Consider the following 18,797-nt stretch of genomic DNA (forward strand, 5'->3'; position numbering starts at 1 on the left):
CTCACTACTCGGGCGGCCGGCGCACCGGCCATCCCACCGGTTCTCACGCCAATCACCGCACCGGTCCTCGCATCGCCCGCCGTCGCCGCCGAACGTTCACGCGCCGATGAACCGCAGCGGGTCGTCGATGAACCGGCGCAGGCCGCGTTCGGCCGCGCCGTATAGCGAGGGGTGTTCCGCGACGGGCGGCGTGGCGACGCGCACCGTCATGCCGCCCGGTCCGACGACCTCCCCGCGCAGGCGGTTTTCGAGCACGATGGTGAGTTCGTCGCCGAAGTGCGTCCAGAGGCCGCCGAGCAGCACGGTGTCCACGTCGATAAGGTTGACGGCGGAGGCGATGGCGGAGACGAGCGCGTCGACGGCTTGGTCGATCACCGCGGTGATCCGCGGGTCGCCGGAACGCCAGCCGTCGAGGAGCCGTCTGACGGCATCCGATTGGGTGGCGAGACCGCCGTCAGCGAGTCCGGCGGCTTCGACCATCGCGCGGCGGCCCGCGTACATTTCGAGGCAGCCGCGGCGGCCGCACGTGCAGCGCGGCCCGTCCATCGCGACGGACAGGTGGCCGATTTCGCCGGAGAATCCGTGCGAGCCGCGGACCACTTCGCCGTCGCGCACGATGGCGCCGCCGATGCCGACGTCGGTGGAGACGTAGATGAAGGAGTCGCGTCGGTCGACGACGTTCAGGAAGTCGGCGCGTTCTGTGGCGTAGCCCGGGATCTGCGCGATGGCGGCCATCTTCGCCTCGTTGCCGGGGATGGCGTCGAGGCGGCGCACCACGTCGAAGCGCGTGAGGTCGAGGTCGGTCCAGCCGAGGTTGCGGGCGACCGTCAGCCGGTTGCCGGTGATGACGCCGGGCAGGGCGAGGCTGGTGCCGGCCACCGTGCAGCCGCGGCGGGCGAGCTGTTGTTCCAGCGATGCCGTCATGGTGTCGAGTTTCGTGAACACGTCCTGCGGGTCGCAGTCGGTCATGTCGTCGTTCACCCATTCGCGGCCGAGCGTGTCACCGTTGATGTCGAGTGCGAGGCAGCCGTAGCCGTCAGTGTTGACCTGTAGGCCGATGCCGGCGATGCGGCCGCCGTGGATGCGCAGCGGTGTGCTGGGACGTCCGTAGGATGCGGCGGCGACCGGCTCCCCTTCCACGACCACGCCGGAGTCGAGCAGCATCGAGACGAGCAGCGACATGGTCGCCTTGGTGAGTCCGGTCTCTTTGGCGAGGTCGGCGCGGCTCAGCGGGTCGCTCGCGCACAGCATCGCGTCGAGCGTCACGGACAGGTTGTGGTTGCGCAGATCGTCCTGATTGATCTTCCTCAAAGCGGCCATGGTACCTGTCCCTTCATGCTGTCGTCTTCGTCTTCTCTGTTGTTTGTCTTGGGCTTCGGGCCGTGTGGCGACGTAGACTTTCATAGTAGACGCCGCGCGACGCGTGCCGGCCGGCCGTCGCATGTCGTATGGCGTACGACGCGACCTCACTTGCATCTTCATGCCGGAATACAGTATAGTTTAATCGTCTAACTTATTAGGTGCGGCGCGTCGAAAGTCTTGCGCGCGGCCCTCATCGAGGAGGAAACATGACTCGTACATTGGTCGCAGGAGTCGATACATCAACCCAATCAACTAAAGTCCGCATCACGGACGCCACCACGGGCGAACAGGTGCGTTTCGGCCAGGCCAAGCACCCGGACGGCACGTCGGTCAATCCCGAATACTGGTGGGAGGCGTTCCGGTCCGCCGCCGAACAGGCCGGCGGACTCGACGACGTGGCCGCGCTGGCCGTCGGCGGGCAGCAGCACGGCATGGTGATCCTGGACAGGCAGGGCAATGTGATCCGCGACGCGATGCTGTGGAACGACACCAGCTCGGCGCCGCAGGCCGCCGCGCTCATCGAGAAGCTCGGCGAGGCCACCCCGGCCGCGGACGGCGAGCCGGAGGACGTCGTCGCGCGCGGCAAGCAGCGCTGGGTCAAGGCCGTCGGCTCCTCGCCGGTCGCCTCCTACACACTCACCAAGGTCGCATGGGTGGCCGAGAACGAACCGGAGAACGCGAAGCGGATTGCCGCGATCTGCCTGCCGCACGACTGGCTGAGCTGGCGCATCGCCGGCTACGGCCCTGTCGCGGAAGGCGAGGACGCGCACCTCGACAAGCTGTTCACCGACCGTTCCGACGCGTCCGGCACCATCTACTACGACGCCGCGCACGGCGAGTACCGCCGCGACCTCATCGCGATGGTGCTGGCCGCCGCCGAAGGCGAGGAGGCCGCCAAGGCGCACGCCGCATCCATCATCCTGCCCACCGTGCTCGGCCCGCGCGAGACGGCCGCCGTGAACGCTTCCCCCGCCATCGCCGGCAAGAACGTCGACGGCGGCTGCATCCTCGCCCCCGGCGGCGGCGACAACGCAATGGCCGCGCTCGGCCTCGGTATGGGCGTAGGCGACGTGTCGATCTCGCTCGGCACGTCCGGCGTGGCCGCGGCCATCGCCGAGAACCCGGTGTACGACCTGACCGGCGCGGTCTCGGGCTTTGCGGACTGCACCGGCCACTACCTGCCGCTCGCCTGCACAATCAACGGCTCACGCATCATCGATGCCGGCCGCGCGGCCCTCGGTATCGACTACGACGAACTGGCCGAGCTGGCCTTCCGATCCGAGCCGGGTGCCGGCGGCATCACGCTCGTGCCGTACTTCGACGGCGAGCGCACGCCGAACCGCCCCGACGCCACCGCGTCGCTCACCGGTCTGACCCTGCACAACACCACGAAGGAGAATCTTGCGCGCGCGTTCGTCGAGGGTCTACTGTGCTCACAGCGCGACTGCCTGGAGCTGATCCGTTCGCTGGGCGCGCGGATCGACCGCATCCTGCTGATCGGCGGCGGCGCGAAGTCGGTGGCGATCCGCACACTGGCCCCATCGATCCTCGGCATGGACGTGACGCGCCCGGCCACCGACGAGTACGTGGCGATCGGCGCGGCGCGTCAGGCCGCGTGGGTGCTGTCCGGTGAGGCCGAGCCGCCGGAGTGGCCGCTCACCATCGACGGCGTGGAGACCGGAGAGCCGACCGAGGCCGTAAACGAGGCCTACGTGAAGGCCCGCGGCTGAAGAAGGAGCCGCCGCCCCGCCGGCGAGGGGCTGTCGCATCACGATGGACCTCCCACCGGATACCGATGTTCACGCCCCCGCCGGCGGGGGCTGTCGGCGAAGCCGACTGGGGGTGGTCGCGGTTCGGCGCCGAACCACCCTCAGACCGCCTACGGCGGCCAGCTCCCGCCAGCGGGAGCAGGAACTTGCCTTCATGTGGTTCCTGTTCGGTGGCAATCACCGCCGGCATCAGCCGCCATCGCATATGGCAAACCCCCGGAATGAAGCCGTTCTTCATTCCGGGGGTTTGCCATATATCGCCTCCAGTTACCCAATGGGGCGATTGCGATCCGAATAAAGCCCCGTCGCCGGCCGTCCCGCCTCAACCTCGCCTGAGGCTACCCGAAAGCCCACCGGGCTTTCGGCTCACGCTTCGGCCAGTGCGTCGATGATGTAGTTGTTGATGGTGGCCTTGACCTGCTCGAGGTGGTCGGACTTGGTGGCGGCGCGCAGCTCGGCCTGGGTCTTGTCGAGGCTGTACTCCTCGAGGGAGGCGAGCGTGACGTTGCCGTCCTCGATGTCCTTGCCGATGCCGGACTCGTAGGAGCTGTAGCGGTCGGCCTGCAGATCCTCGATGTAGTGGTCCTCGTGCATCTTGGCGGCGACCAGCAGGCCGGCGGCGTAGGAGTCCATGCCCACGATGTGCGCACGGAACAGGTCGTCGGCGGCGAAGGAGGTGCGGCGCGGCTTGGCGTCGAAGTTCAGACCGCCGTGGGGGCCGATGGAACCGTTAGCCAGGACCTCCCACATCACGGCGACGCAGTCGTACAGGTCGGACGGGAACTCGTCCATGTCCCAGCCGATGAGCTTGTCGCCTTGGTTGGCGTCGAGGGAGCCCAGGATGCCGTTCTCGCGGGCGAAGCGGACCTCGTGCTGGTAGGAGTGGCCGGCCAAGTTGGCGTGGTTGCCCTCGAGGTTCAGCTTGAACACGTCGTCCAGATCGAAGGTCTTGAGGAAGGCGAGCGCGGCGGCGGCATCGAAGTCGTACTGGTGCGAGGTCGGCTCCTTCGGCTTCGGCTCGATGAGGAACTGGCCCTCGAAGCCGATTTCCTTGGCGTAGTCGGCGGCCAGGTGGAAAAGCTTGGCCATGTGGGCCTGCTCGCGGTGCATCTGCGTGTTCCACAGGTTCTCGTAGCCTTCACGGCCGCCCCAGAACACATAGTTCTCGGCACCGAGGCGCTTGGCGATCTCGAGGCTCTTCTTGACCTGCGCGCCCGAGTAGGCGAAGATGTCGGCGAACGGCGAGGTGGCGGCACCGGAGACGAAGCGCGGGTTGGTGAAGAGGTTCTGGGTGTTCCACAGCAGCTTGACGCCAGTGGACTTCATGTTCTCCTCGATCTTGTCGACGACCTTGTCGAGGTTGGCGTTGGTCTCGCGCAGGGTGTCACCTTCCGGCGCGATGTCGCGGTCGTGGAAGCAGAAGTACTCGACGCCCAGCTTGGTGTAGAACTCGAACGCGTAGTCGACCTTGGCGAGGGCGAGGTCCATCGGGTTCGTGTACTTGTCGTACGGACGCTCGGCGGTGCCGTCGCCGAACGGGTCGACGAGGCGCTGGTCGAAGGTGTGCCAGTAGGCGACCGCGAAGCGCAGCCAGTCCTTCATCTTCTTGCCGGCGACGACCTTGTCGGCGTCGTAGTAGCGGAAGCCGAGGCCTTCCTTCTCGCCCTTGCGACCGACGTACTCGATCTTGTCGATATCCCACAGACCCATTGCAGTCTCCTTTGATGTTCGTGTTCACTGCGTTCTTCGTCGAATCCGCGTGGCGTCCCATCACTGTGCGCCGCCATCCGTTTCCGATTGACGATTCAATATGTTAAATGGTCGAACAATGTTTGTCAAACGAATGAACTTAATAGGCCGCATACGGCGTGTCCCCAATGATTCCAACGTTTTCCCCGCCTCATAACAAGTGAGTCCCCGATGACCTCAATCATCGGGGACTCACATCGGCCGAATCGGCGGACGGCGAGACGCTACCAGCGCACCTGCGCAGGACCGCCGACCCCACCGGCACCGCCGTACACCTGGGCGGCGCGCATCTCCTGGGCCATCTGCATGAGGCGCTTGATGCGGTCCTCGGTCGGAGGATGGGTGGAGAACAGCTTCGAGAATCCCACCGAGGAGAACGGGTTGGCGATCATCATCGCGGAGACGGACTGCGTGCCGGCGGTCTTGCGCATCGGCGTGGTCTGCGCGCCGTACGAGATCTTATTGAGCGCGGAGGCGAGCGCTTCCGGATCGCCGGTGAGCATGCTGCCGTCCTCGTCCGCGTCGTATTCGCGCGTGCGGGAGATCGCCAGCTGCAACAGCGACGCGGCGATCGGCGCGAGGATCGCGCTGAGCAGCACGCCGATCAGGCCGAGCCCGCCGGACGCGTTGTCGCGTTCGTCGCGCGACGTACCGCCGCCGAAGTACATGAGCGAATAGCCGAGATACGTGATGACGGTCGCCATCGCGGAGGCGACCGCCGAGGTGAGGATGTCGCGGTTGTACACGTGCATCAGCTCGTGGCCGAGCACGCCACGGATCTCACGTTCGTTGAGAATCCTGAGGATGCCCTGCGTGCAGCAGACGGCGGCATGGCGTTCGTTGCGCCCAGTGGCGAACGCGTTCGGACTCATCGTCGGCGCTACGTAGATGCGCGGCATCGGCTTGCCGGCCTTGGCGGACAGCTCGCGGACGATCCGGTACAGCGTGGGCGCCTCCGCCTCGCTGACCTCCTGCGCCCCCATCGACGCGATAGCGAGCTTGTCGGAGAACCAGTAGGAGAAGAACGTGGAACCAAGTCCGATGAGAATGAAGATGCCGAGGGTTCCCCTACTGCCGCCCGTGGCCCACCAGACCAGCATGACGACGGCCCACATCACTCCGAAAAGCAGGGCTGTCTTCAGGCCATTGCAATGGCCGTGCACACGCATTTTGCCGTCCATACGGCTCACGCTAACGGGGCTATCTGAAATTTCGCTGGACGGCAGCCGAGCGGACCGTGCGATGTTTCACGTGAAACACCGCCTGCATGCATCCCGAAATCTCTCCCCCAGTCGGCTCCGCCGACAGCCCCCTCATCAGAGGAGCCAACATGCCACCACCAAAGACGACACCAGCCTCGCCTCCCTCTGACGAGGGAGGTGGCACGGCGAAGCCGTGACGGAGGGAGAGACCCCGACGCCACACCGGCAGGTCCGAAAAGACGATCCGCTTACTGCGCCATCGCCGACGAGTGGATGCCGTCCAGCGCGGAGACCAACCCGGCCACCAAGTCGTACTGTTCGACCGCGTCGGTCATCACCGCGAGTACGTACCCGCCGGAAGCGTTCGTGACGATGCCGGCGTCGTTCAACGCGTGATAGTCGTCCTCGTCAATCCATCCCGCCTTCGTGTACACCGCATAGCCGTCCTGATCACCGAGCGCGTTGTGGATGCTCGAGTTGAGCGTATCGGTGAACTCGCCCGCGAGCCATTGCCGCGCCGCATCGGACGTGGCCGGCTTCGACCCGCGCACGGCGAGCGCCGAATCGCCATCGAACAGGTAGCCGTACCCCATCGCCCACATGCGCGCCATGTCCATCGACGAGATGTTGAGGTACGCGCCGCCCGTCACGTCGACGCCCACATGCGCGCGCGTCGCCCACGCGGCGAACGCCCCCGAACCGTACGTGCGGTGGAGCGCAGCGAAACTGCTGTTGTCGGATACGGAAATCGTCTGCGCGATGAGCTGGTTCACGCCCGCACCGGTCGAGGTGAGCGCCATGTCCGACGCAATCGCCGACTCGTCCTCCTCCGACGCGGCCGACGCGCCCGTCGCGTCGCCGTCGGCGGAGGAGACCGGCTGCCCGTCGGCGCCGACGCCGGTCGGGTTCGCGTCCGACGACTGCTGGACCGCGTCGAGGTCGATTGTGCCGGTCGCGGCGAGGGAGATGATGTAGGGGCCTTTGATCGCGGACGCCGAGTAGCGCGCGTCGCCGCCGTGCACGGCGAGCGCGCGGTCGGTCGTCATGTCGACCATCGTCGCGGATACGCCGTATCCGGCCGACGTGACGGTCGCGACGGCTCGGTCGAGCACCGCACGGTCGTCGTCGGACAGCGTGAAACCTTCCGTGGAAACGTCGGCCGCGCCGTCGAGGCCGCCGATCGCGTTCACCGCGCGCTCCGCGGCGGTGAGCGCGCGCGGCTTGGCCGTCGACGCGCGGTGCAGCGCGGGATGGCCGGACGCGGCCTCCACCACGTCGCCCGCGCCCGCCACCCAGCCGGGCACGTGCACGATCACGCCGACGACGAGACAGACCACGGCGAGCGCCGCCATGCCGACGACGATGCGCCGGCGGCGGTAGACGGCGCGCATCCGCCGTGACGCATGCTGGTATTGCGTCGTGTGATGGCGGCGCGCCTGGCCGTTGCGCGACGGCCGTCCGCCGCCATGCGCTCCCCTCCCCCTATGCGAGGAGCCACGCGACTGCTTCATGACGGACCACCTTCCGATTATGCGGATACGCGATATCACGTCTGCGATATCACGGTCACGGGATATCACGAACGTGATATCGAACCGCATGATGATGACTGCGCACGGGCCCGCGTATGCCGACGCGCGCACGTGTACGTATGAGAATAGGACGAAGCATATGACGAAGCCGCGATCGGCAGGGATTCCGGTGGGACCCGGATCCGATTCCGCCGATCGCGGCTTCTGTGTGACGCACGGATGTGGCGCGCGGCCGAGCACTCCCGGCGGGTGTTTCACGCCATGCTACGACGTGTCACGTGAAACGCGGCGTGAAACACCTGGCCGGAATGTGACCGACCGACTCGCGACTCACTCGGCGTGGGCAAGCTCGCGCATCTGGGCGGGCTCGATGACCTTCTTGTGCTCACGGCCCTCTTTCGCGCCCTCGGCGCGTTCGAAGGCGTCGACCTTCTTCCAGCCGGCGAAGTCGATCGGCTTGACGCCGCGGCTTTCCAGCAGGCGGTCGATGGACTCGGGGTCGCGGTCGGCGGCCACGCGGCCACCCTCGGCGGCCTTGGCGAGGTCCTCGAGCATGTTGGTGACGATGGCGAGCGCGTCCGACTTGGTCGAACCGATCAAGCCGACCGGGCCGCGCTTGGCCCAACCGGTGGCGTACAGGCGTTCGCGCACCTCGCCGCCTTCGGCCTCGGTGGTGATGCGGCCGTCACCGTTCGCGTTGGCGAGGTGGGCGCCGTGGCTGTCGTAGGCGATGCCGGGGGCTTCGGCCGGCTGGTAACCGATCGCGTGGTAGACGGCCTCGACCGGGTAGTCGGTGAACTCGCCGGTGCGGTGCATCACGCCATCGGCGCCGGTCTCGGTGCGCTCGACGCGGATGGCCTTCACCTTGCCATCCTCACCGACGATCTCGGTGGGCGCGGAGTTGAAGTGGACGTAGTACTTGCGGTCGGCCGGGTTGCCCTCGTAGTCGACGTCGCCGTCGTCCTCCATGTCCTCGGCCATCTCGCGGATGGCGAACAGCTCCTCGACCATCTGGCGGGTGAGCTTGTCCTTGCCGGCGACCTCGATGGTGTCGTCGTCCAGTTCGAAGTCGTCCTCGTTGATGATGAGCTGCACGCCGGGCAGCTTCTCCATCTCGCGCAGCTCCTGCACGCTGAACTTCGCCTGGGCGACGCCGCGGCGGATGAACAGGTGGAGCACCTTGGCCTTGTTGTTCTGGATGCCCTCGTAGACATTGTCCGGAATGTCGGTCTTGGCCTTGAGGTCGTCGGCGTTGCGCATGAGCTCGCGCGCGACGTCCATCGCCACGTTGCCGCCGCCGATCACGGCGACGTTCTCGGCCTCGAGCGGCCATTCGCGGGCGCCCGTGGGGTAGCCGTCGTACCATTCGACGAACTTGGCGGCGCCGTACACGCCGTCGAGGTCGGCGCCGGGGATGCGCAGCGGCTTGTCCTTGACGGCGCCGGTGGCGAACAGCACGGCGTCGTAGCGGGCGAGCAGGTCGTCGAGGGTGACGTCCTTGCCGAACTCCACGTCGCAGTACAGGTGGATGTCCGGGTTGTCGAGCGTCTTCTCGAGCGCGGAGGCGATGAACTTGATGGACGGGTGGTCGGGGGCCACGCCGTAGCGGACCAGGCCGAACGGCACGGGCAGCTTTTCGAACAGGTCGATGCGGGCCTTGGTGCCGAGGCCCAGCTCCTCGCCCAGCTTCTTGAGCTGGCGCAGGAAGATGTCGGAGGAGTAGACGCCGGCGGGGCCCGCGCCGATCACGGCGATGCGGAGTTCGTTTGCAGTATTCGAAGATTCAGTCACGCGTAACAGGTTATCGCAAGCCACCGAATCGCGGTACCCCCATTTTCCATGCATTGCAACGCTTTTCGCACATTCCGCACATTCGCCCGCACATTCCCGCTCGCCTCGGCGTCACGTTCGGGAGCGACCGGAGCCGCTCCCTCGCGCTTCCTAGGCGCCTCGGTAATGCCAGAGCAATGTCAGCGGGACGCTCAGTCGCGGCGGCGCTGGACCATCACCAGTCCTGCCGCGCCCAGCAGAAGCGCCGCACCGGCGAGCGTCATGACGGCCACGACGGACGAGCCGGTGGCGGACAAGATGGAACCGTCGCGACGGGCGGAATCCTGTGTGCCGTCCCGCCGATCGGCCGCGACGTCATGATGCGAGCCGGCGGCACCGGACCCGTGGTGTCCATCACCGTTCTGCCCGTTCCCGGAATCGTTCCCAGAACCACCGTTCTGGCCGTCACCGGAACCGTCACCGGAGCCGCCGTCCGCCGTCGTGACGGCGACCTCGACCTGCACCGGCAGCGTCGTATCCACGCCGACCGCCGTGACGTGCGCCGTGCCCTTGACCGTGAACGAACCGGCCTTCGCATATGCGGACGAATCAATCGCATCCCAAGCGACCGGCGCTTCGACCGGCGCGACCGCCGTCGCGTCGTCACCGAACTCGGCCAGTCCGCCGGGCACCGTGACCTTCACCGTCCCGGGCAGCGACGGCGCGGTGCCGATCTCGGTCGAGACCCCGGCCAGCGGCTCGACGGCGGCCGCCTTGACCTGTTCCGGATCACGCTGGAGCGTCCACTCGTCGGAGCCGTCGGACGCCTTCGCGCCGATTGTCGCCTGCGTGCCGGCAACCGAGCCGGAACTTGCTCCCAAGCCACCGACCGCGGCGAACAGCCCGCTGCCGATGCCCAATCGGTACGCGCCGTCGCCCGCCGGTTCCAGCGTCCACTGCTTGTCGGCGCCGCCGTCGTCCACCCAGGAGAGCAGCCTGCCGCCGGCCGCAATCGTGCCGCCGTCGATCGCCATCGCGCGGCCGCCGGCCTTGTTCAACAGGGTCGCCGTGTCGTCGGCGTGACGAACGATGTGCCACAGCTGCGCGTCACGCACGTCACCAGCACCCGAATCCCCCGCCTTCTCGGCGACGATCTTCGCACCGTCGTTCGCCTGGTCGCCGACGCTCAGCACGTCACCGGTCTTCTTGTTCACCAGCCGGTAGTACGCGCCCTGCGAACGGCCCAGATCGACCTCGCCGTAGGAGACGTTGAATCCGCCGAACGTGGCCCGCAGCAGCGCTACGCGCCCGGTCTGCGGCACGTACTGCATGTTGCGGCTGTAGCCTGCGCCGACCGCGGTCCGGAAGCGCGTCCACGCACCGTCGCTGGCACCGGATTCGTTCACCCAGATGTCGGCGCTGCCGGCTGCGTTGTAGAGGATCCGCCCGTCGGGCAGGTGCACGAGCACCGGGCTGCCGCCGGTGGTCAGTCCGCCGGCGAGCTTCGTGATGGGCTGGCGGTCGACCTTGTGGAACTCCAGCGGATCGTCGGCGATCTTGTACTGGATGTTGGCGTCGCGGCCGTTCCACCATTCGAAGGTCATCATCCACTTGCCGTCGGTGGTGGGCGCGACGGTGGTCATGCCCGGGCGGCCGCCGCCCGCGTACTTGTTCTTGAACTTGTTGCCGGCCTCGTCGACGACGATGGCGCTCCAATCATCGGCAAGATTGCCGTCCCAGGTGCGGTGCGCGAGGATCTGCCCGCTGCCGCCGTCCTCTTTCGCGGTGTCGTTGTCGGCCGCGAGCGCGATGGCGCCGGTCTCCTTGTCGTAGGAGTTCCAGTCGAAGTCGTTCTCGTCGGAGTAGTAGCACACGAGCTTGCCGTCGTAGACCATGAGGAACGGCTCCCAGACCGGATCGTTCTGGTGCGTGGCGTTCTCGGTGGCGAACGGCCCGCCGTAGGAGCCCTGCCAGCCGCCTTTGGCCACGATGTTGAGGAAGTCCCAGTCCTTGCCGCCGTCGGCGCTCGAGTACAGCGCGAGCGCCACGTCCTTGCGGTCGAAGTCGTCGGACGTGCGGTTGAAGTTCGAGTCGGCGGCGAGGTGCTCCTTGAGGTAGGGGTCGTCGCCGGAGACGATGGCGGCGAGCACCAGCGTGCCCTTGGCCAGTCCGCCCACGGTTTCGGGCATCACGTACAGGTACGGGTTGGTCCACGCGCTCGTATATTGCGCGTATTCGGCCTCGCGGTCGGTGCCTTTGGTGAGCGCGGCGGGCGACTGGACTTCCGAGAGCGCCTCCCAGGTGGTGCCATAGTCGGTGCTGCGGTAGATGGGCAGCGTCTGCCCGACCGGGTCGCCGACGCTGCGTTCGAAGGTCGCCACGAGCGCGCCGTCCTCCAGTTGCGCCGACTTGGGGTACAGGATCGGGTTCTTCTTGTTGAAGTTCACCTTATCCTGCGCGGACGCCGCGTAGAGCGTCTTCACGGTCGGCTGGTAGGCCTGTGCGGCCGGGGCCGCCAGGCCTACGCCGCCGAGCAGCGTCGCCGCGGCCAGCAGTCCGCCTACCGCTCTGCTCAGGATGGGATGGGTGGTCATGTTCTCTTTCCTTTTCGATGCGTTTCGGTGTGTTCGATGATTACGCCGTGGCGTCCATGCCATGGCGCGGTTTCCCCGGAGCCGGCGTTCAAGGTGTGCGAAGCCGGCCCCGCGGCCTTGCGGATGCGGGGATGATCGTCGGTATCGGGACCAATCGGGGATGGATTGGGTGCCGGAGACGGGTGTTCGGGGACGGGCGTCAGCCGATGATGCGGTCGATGAGCGCCTGCCACTCGCCCACCAGATCGATGTGCTCGCGGTCGTGGAGCCATCGCATCTGCAGGCCGTCCATGGCGGCCAGCGTCTGCATCGCGGTCCGATGCGGGTCGTGGCAGCCGTCGTTGGCCGCGGCCTTCGTGTATTCGCGCATCACCCACTGTTCGCGGTCGCGGAAGTACTGGAAGGCCGGGTGGCTTTCCGACAGAGCCTCGCCCTGCAGCACGGTGTACAGTCGCACGATCTCCGGCTGCGTGGCGTTGCGCCGCACGGTCGCCGCGGTCAAATCGCGCAGCCCGACGGGGAAATCGTCCTGTTCGCCGATGGGGGCGTCGTCCGGCGGCATCGGCACGCCGAGCTCGCCGTACAGCGCCACGCGGTCGGTGCGGTCGCGGTAGTCGAGTATCGCCAGCAGCAGGCCTTCCTTGGACCCGAAATGGTAGAGGAGTCCCGCTTCCGTCACGCCTTCGGCCACCGCGATCTCACGCAGGCGCAATCCCCAGAACCCGTGCTGGGCCACGAACTGCGTCGCCGTGTTGATGATGCTGATCCTGCGCTCGCGCGCTGTCATCGCGGTCTTCGTTCCGCCCACCGGGTACCTGCGTTTCCTTTGAATCGTATTGTCGTTGACGCGACCATCCTATACGATTCGCGGAATCGCACGGTCCCGGCGGCGCGACGGCAGAACGCCGAGCCGCCGGGCCGGCGACCGCCATCGCGCACGTTCCCGCTCAGTCGAGCGTGAACGTGCTGAACGAGCGCGGGGCGAGCGTCGCGGTGAAGGCGCGGGAGGCGTCCGCGGGATCGGTGAAACTGAACTCCACCTCACGTTCCAGCGCGTTCTGCACGACGACGGCCAGCGTACCGTCCGGATTCTCGTAGGCGGAGGCCATCGACGAGAAACGGCCCTCCACGTCGAGCACGCGCGCGCCCGGCTTGACGAAGTGCGCGTAGTGGCGCATCACGTAGTATTCCGGGTTGCGGGTGAAGGTCTTCGCCTCGGTGTCGACGGAGAACAGCGAGTTCTGGCGCCATCCCCACGTGCTTTCGGTGCCGGCGAGCACCATGTTCCAGTAGGTGTAGCCGAGTGCGCCGTGGGTCAGATAGTGGTTGACGAGGTGGAAGATGTATTCGGCGTACTCCCACGAGTTGTCGCCCATGCCGCATTCGGATTCGGTCTGCATGAGCTTGAGTTCCGGCCACGCCTTGTGCGTGCGTTCGATGCAGTCGCGGCCCTCCCACTGATAGCCAACGCCGGTGATGTACTTGCGCGCCTCGTCGTCCATGAGGATGTTGTCGACGTAGCGGTTGTAGTTCTCCAGCACCATGCCGTACAAGCTCACGAACTGCATGTCGCGCGGACCGTTGAGCGTGCCGAGCCAGATCTCGACGCCGCCCTCCTCGGCCTTGCCGAGCAGACCCTCGCGTTCGAAGGTGGGGCCGAGGTAGTCGCGGATGAACGTGCGCAGCTGCTCGCTCGTCCACGTGCAGGTGGGGTACTTGGCGTCGGACCACGGCTCGTTCTGCGGGAAGATGCGGGTCACGTTCACGCCGAGGGCGCGGTAGGCGCGCACGTACTTGACGAAGTAGTTTGCGTACGCCTGCAGGTTCTCGGAGGTCATGACGAGCTTGCCGTAGTTGTAGACCGGCGGGTTCTTCATCCAGGTGGGCGGGCTCCACGGGCTGGAGTGGACGGACAGCTGCGGCTGGTACTTCTTGGCGGCGCGGATGTACGGCAGCACAGCGCGTTCGTCGCCCTCCACCGAGAAGTCCTTGAGCTCGTAGTCGCCGGGGGTCTCGTCGTAGCTGTACCAGCCGGCGGCGAAGTCGTTCGCTCCGATCGGGGCGCGGTTGAGGCGGAAATCGAGTTCGTCGGGGCTGAACAGCTCCTTGAGGATCTGTTCGCGGTCCTCGGCCGTGAGGGACTGCAGCGGCAGCCAGCCGAGTTCGTTGAAGCAGCCGCCGAAGCCTTCGACCTCCTGCTCCTTGCCGCCGGTCAGGGCGATGCCGAGCTCGCTCGTCGCGCCGGCCTTCGGGGCGGGCTTGGCGACCCAGCGGGCGTCGTCGGTGGTTTCGATCCATGTGACCATGGTGATGTCTTCTCCTTATTGGTTAATCGGTGTTCAGTCTAATTGGGCGTGGTGGGGTGCGTGCGGATTGGGGTGCGTAATCACTTCACGCGCTTGATCATCATGATGAGCACGGCACCGACGAGCGAGACCACGGCGCAGACCGGGAACAGGCCGTAGTAGCTGCCGCCGGTGACGCCGACGATCGCGGCCGCGACCAGCGGGCCGAGCAGCTGGGAGCCGGTGTTGGCGAGGTTGAGGATGCCGAGGTCCTTGGCGGCGTTCTCCGCGTTCGGCAGCACCTCGATGTTGAGCGCCTGGTCCACGGCGAAGAAAATGCCCATGCCCAGACCAGCGACGGCGCCGTAGACGACCATGGTCCACGCGGCGTTGGAGACCATCGGCATCGCCACGCCGATGGCGACGAGCAGGGCGGCGAAGGCGACCGGCAGCTTGCGGCTGTGAATCTTGTCGGAGATCGGGCCAGCGACGATGGACATCGCGATAGCGGTGACCATGAGCAGCATCGAGATGATCGACACGTACTTCTGCTGGCCGGAGGTGCCGAGGCCGATGTAGTCGGACAGGATGTAGAGCTGGTAGGCCATGATCGCGGTGGTCGCGGTGTTGACGAGCATCTTGCCGAACAGGGCGAGGTAGAAGTCGCGGCAATCCTTGACCGGGAAGATGAAGTGCTGGACGAACATGTCCCACGTGAAGCGCTTCCTCTCCATGCCGAGGCTGGACTTCTCGCGCATCAGGCTCGCGGTGAGCGGACCGCACAGCAGGGTGAGCACGCTCATCACGATGATGCCGGTGCCGATCTTCGGGCCGAGGAACTGCGCGCCGACGAGCTGACCGCCATACTGGCCGATCACGTAGCCGAACGCGTAGATGGAGGAGACCAGGCCGCGGTGCCGGGGCGCCACGCGGTCGGCGATGACGGCGACGATCGGGGCGACGAGGGCGTTGAGGAAGACCTGGTAGAGACACCACGAGACCACCAGCAGCGGGACGGTCGTCACCGCGTTGAACGCGAGCAGCATCACGAAGCAGCCGATCGAACCGACGAACAGCCACGGGGTGCGGCGGCCCCAGCGGCTGCGGGTCAAGTCGGACAGGCCGCCGATGATGATGTTCGCGAGCGTGGCGAACACCATGGCCGAACCGGACAGCAACGCGATGATGCTGGCCTTGTTCGCCGGATCGATGACCTGCACCTTGGCCGGCAGCAGCACGGCGTTGACGCCGAGGTACGGGCCAAGCCACAGCATCGCGCCGAGCGCCGTGGCGATGCCGATCAGAATAGGAGCCTTGGGCTGTTCCTCGTCACTGACGGAACCGGACCACGGGCGCGCGGACTGCTCCGTCTGGGAGGACCGCACCGATTGGGGCGATTGTGCGGCTTGCATTGAAACGGACATCGTTTCTCCTTGCCTTGCATTCACTATGGGAGCGCTTGGCGGCCGACGGGATTCCTCCATGAACCAGCATCATCACTGCGGTCCGGCTGCGCGTCCCTCCTGTGTTGGACGATTCTTACTTTACACTTAACAACCATTAAGTCAAATCAGCGAACAACCTTGTCGGCAACGGCGTGTCGGTCTCCCGGCACCTATGGAGGCACCAATGCGGAATCCGTTCACCTGATTGGTTATCGAGCGTCATATCATGTTCACCGATCGCGCGCCACGATGCCGCGATATCGGAGAATCCACCGAACAAAAGGACGGAATCATGAGTGAGAGAGAGAAGACGACCACGCCGGAGGCCGCACCCGCGAACGCCGGAAAGGAAACCGGCAAGGATACCGCCAAGGAAACCGCCACCGTCGTGCAGGACAAGGGCGACGCCGGCTATGCGAAGGAGCTCAAGCCCCGCCACATCCAGATGATCGCCATCGGCGGCTCGATCGGCACCGGCCTGTTCCTCGGCGCGGGCGGACGTCTCGCGCAGGGCGGCGCCGGCCTGACCATCGCCTACGCGATCTGCGGCATCTTCGCGTTCCTGATGGTGCGTGCGCTGGGCGAGCTGGCGATCCGCCGCCCGTCGTCGGGCGCGTTCGTCTCCTACGCCCGCGAGTTCCTGGGCGAGAAGGGCGCGTACATCACCGGATGGATGTTCTTCCTCGACTGGTCCACCACCGTCATGGCGGACATCACCGCCGTCGCCGTGTACTTCCACTACTGGAAGGCGTTCGCCGACGTGCCGCAGTGGCTGCTCGCGCTCGGCGCGCTGGCCCTCGTGTTCGTGCTCAACATGATGAGCGTGAAGATGTTCGGCGAGGCCGAGTTCTGGTTCGCCGCAATCAAGGTGTTCACAATCATCGCGTTCATGGTCATCGCCATCTGGGCGATCGTCACCGGCGCCCCGGTCGGAGACACGCACGCCGGCATCGCCAACATCACCGAGCACGGCGGCTTCTTCCCGATGGGCATCGCGCCCGTGTTCGCGCTGACCCTGGGCGTCGTGTTCGCGTTCGGCGGCACCGAGATGGTGGGCGTCGCGGCCGGCGAGGCGCAGGAGGCCAAGGAGGTCCTGCCGAAGGCCATCAACTCGATGATCATCCGCATCTTCGTGTTCTACGTGGGCTCCGTGATCCTGATGGCGCTCGTGCTGCCGTACACCGCGTACTCGTCGAACGAGTCCCCGTTCGTCACGTTCTTCTCCGGCATCGGCATCCCGCACGCGGGCGATGTGATCCAGGTGGTCGTGCTCACCGCCGCCCTCTCGTCGCTGAACGCCGGCCTGTACGCCACCGGCCGCACGCTGCGCTCGATGGCCATCGCCGGCTCCGGCCCGAAGTTCGCGGCCCGCATGAACAAGCACCACATCCCGTACGGCGGCATCATCATCACGTCCGCGCTGGGCCTGATCGGCGTGGTGCTCAACGCGGTGCTGCCGTCCGACGCGTTCGACATCATCATGAACCTCGCCGGCATCGGCATCGCCGGCACGTGGGCCTCCATCCTCGTCACGCACCTCGCGTTCCTCAAGAAGGTGAAGGCCGGCGAGGAGACGCGCCCCGAATACCGCATGCCGGGCGCCCCGTACACGAACTACGTGTCGCTGGTGTTCTTCGCGATCGTCGTGATCTCGAACCTGACGAGCGCCTCCGGCCGCTGGACGCTGGCCCTGTTCGTCGTCGTCGTGATTGCCATGGTCATCGGCTGGTACTACGTGCGCGGGCGCATCGACGGCAACCTGCTGGACGAGATGCTCGACGCCGACGCGGTGGACGAGGTCGAAGCCGCCAAGTAGCGGGCGGCGCGAACGGACGGAACGGACAGGACCGACTAGACCGAATACCGGACAGGAGGCAATCATCATGCGCATTCACATCACGTATACGGGCGGCACGATCGGCATGGTCAACTCGCCGCACGGGCTCGCCCCCGGCGCCGACATGCTCGGCTGGCTGCGCGGGCTGCTCGACGGCACGCAGATCGGCACCGACGAGGTCTCGTACACCGAACTCGACCCGCTGATCGACTCGTCGTGCGCCACGCCGGACAGCTGGCAGGCGATCATCGACGACCTGCGGGCGCACCGCAACGACGCCGACGCGTTCGTCGTGCTGCACGGCACCGACACGATGAGCTACTCGTCGGCCGCGGTGTCGTATGCGCTCACCGGCTTCGGCAAGCCGATCGTGTTCACCGGATCGCAGTATCCGCTGGGCATGGTCGAAACCGACGCCACGGCCAACGTGACCGGCGCGCTCAACGCGGTCATCAGCGGCCGGGCGCACGGCGTCTCGCTGTTCTTCGGCCATCATCTGATCGCCGGCAACCGCGTGAGCAAGGTGTCGTCGTGGGCGTTCGAGGGCTTCGACGCGCCGTCGGCCGGACTGCTCGCGCAGACCGGCGCGCCCTGGCACTGGGAATCCTACGAGGGCCGCGGCGAAGGCTGGTACGACCCGCTGCCGTACGCGCGGCATGACGTGGCGGTAATCGACATGGCGCCCGGCATCACGGCCGCGCGACTCGACGACATGCTCACCCCGCGTCCCGAGGCGGTGCTGATCCGCGCGTACGGCGTGGGCAACGTGCCGTGCACCGAACCCGGCCTGACCGACGTGCTCGCGAAGGTGCTGGACGAGGGCGTGCCCGTCGTGGTGGCCTCGCAGTGCCAGCAGGCGAACGTGCTGCTCGGCCATTACGAGGCCGGCGACGCGATCGCGCGCGCGGGCGCGGTCGGCACGGGCGACATGACGCTCGAGGCCGCCTATGCGAAGATCGTGTTCCTGCTCTCGCAGGGCCTGACCGGCAAGGATCTCGCCGCCTGGATCCCCCGATCCATCGCCGGCGAGATCACCGTGTGAGTCTGCTGGCCGCCGCGCAGGCGACGCAACAGGGTGGATGCCGCGTATTACGGCGTCCACCCCGTTTCTTAACGGCATCTCGCTTGGGAGGGGTACGTTTTGACCGTTCCGGAGGCGTATCCGCGTTACGAGGGGTACTCAATCACGGTCATTCCGGGCACGGAGAGCGGCATGGAGCCACTCAAGCCCGTTATGCCCTCTGTCAGATAC

The 18,797-nt window shown here is 66.6% G+C and carries 12 protein-coding genes; 3 read left to right on the plus strand and 9 right to left on the minus strand.

The window, feature by feature from the left end; genetic code table 11:
* Window positions 1–96 precede the first annotated feature (96 nt).
* Complete coding sequence (locus AC1AYP_RS03770) at window positions 97–1,320, minus strand: ROK family protein (protein ID WP_476502284.1); 1,224 nt, start codon at window positions 1,318–1,320, stop codon at window positions 97–99.
* Window positions 1,321–1,568: 248 nt separating this feature from the next.
* Between AC1AYP_RS03770 and AC1AYP_RS03775 the strand changes: the two genes are divergently transcribed.
* Complete coding sequence (locus tag AC1AYP_RS03775) at window positions 1,569–3,092, plus strand: xylulokinase (protein WP_476546788.1); 1,524 nt, start codon at window positions 1,569–1,571, stop codon at window positions 3,090–3,092.
* A 405-nt stretch (window positions 3,093–3,497) separates the two neighbouring features.
* Here AC1AYP_RS03775 and xylA read toward each other — a convergent pair whose 3' ends face one another.
* The 8 genes from xylA to AC1AYP_RS03815 all read right to left on the minus strand — a co-directional run bounded on the left by xylA (window position 3,498) and on the right by AC1AYP_RS03815 (window position 15,687).
* Window positions 3,498–4,841, minus strand: a complete 1,344-nt coding sequence (gene xylA / locus AC1AYP_RS03780; RefSeq protein ID WP_101621831.1) for a xylose isomerase — start codon at window positions 4,839–4,841, stop codon at window positions 3,498–3,500.
* Window positions 4,842–5,104: 263 nt separating this feature from the next.
* Window positions 5,105–6,061: a zinc metalloprotease HtpX gene (gene htpX / locus AC1AYP_RS03785; RefSeq protein WP_476502282.1), complete on the minus strand. Its 957-nt coding sequence runs from the start codon at window positions 6,059–6,061 to the stop codon at window positions 5,105–5,107.
* A gap of 269 nt (window positions 6,062–6,330) precedes the next feature.
* Window positions 6,331–7,593, minus strand: a complete 1,263-nt coding sequence (locus AC1AYP_RS03790; RefSeq protein WP_476502281.1) for a serine hydrolase — start codon at window positions 7,591–7,593, stop codon at window positions 6,331–6,333.
* 351 nt (window positions 7,594–7,944) lie between these two features.
* Window positions 7,945–9,405, minus strand: a complete 1,461-nt coding sequence (locus AC1AYP_RS03795; RefSeq protein ID WP_476502280.1) for an FAD-dependent oxidoreductase — start codon at window positions 9,403–9,405, stop codon at window positions 7,945–7,947.
* Window positions 9,406–9,596: 191 nt separating this feature from the next.
* Complete coding sequence (locus tag AC1AYP_RS03800) at window positions 9,597–11,978, minus strand: RICIN domain-containing protein (RefSeq protein WP_476502279.1); 2,382 nt, start codon at window positions 11,976–11,978, stop codon at window positions 9,597–9,599.
* A 199-nt stretch (window positions 11,979–12,177) separates the two neighbouring features.
* Complete coding sequence (locus tag AC1AYP_RS03805) at window positions 12,178–12,786, minus strand: TetR/AcrR family transcriptional regulator (RefSeq protein WP_476546789.1); 609 nt, start codon at window positions 12,784–12,786, stop codon at window positions 12,178–12,180.
* Window positions 12,787–12,925: 139 nt separating this feature from the next.
* A complete protein-coding gene (locus AC1AYP_RS03810) occupies window positions 12,926–14,284 on the minus strand; it encodes a glycoside hydrolase family 30 protein (RefSeq protein ID WP_476502277.1) in 1,359 nt (452 codons plus the stop codon).
* 80 nt (window positions 14,285–14,364) lie between these two features.
* Entirely contained in the window at window positions 14,365–15,687 is a 1,323-nt protein-coding gene (locus AC1AYP_RS03815) for an MFS transporter (protein ID WP_476502276.1), read from the minus strand.
* Window positions 15,688–16,000: 313 nt separating this feature from the next.
* Here AC1AYP_RS03815 and AC1AYP_RS03820 point away from each other — a divergent pair, with 313 nt between their 5' ends.
* Together AC1AYP_RS03820 and AC1AYP_RS03825 are read left to right on the plus strand one after the other, a co-directional pair.
* Entirely contained in the window at window positions 16,001–17,524 is a 1,524-nt protein-coding gene (locus tag AC1AYP_RS03820) for an amino acid permease (protein ID WP_476502275.1), read from the plus strand.
* A 67-nt stretch (window positions 17,525–17,591) separates the two neighbouring features.
* Complete coding sequence (locus tag AC1AYP_RS03825; RefSeq protein WP_476546790.1) at window positions 17,592–18,587, plus strand: asparaginase; 996 nt, start codon at window positions 17,592–17,594, stop codon at window positions 18,585–18,587.
* Window positions 18,588–18,797 lie beyond the last annotated feature (210 nt).

It is taken from the genome of Bifidobacterium sp. LH_424, from assembly GCF_056356895.1.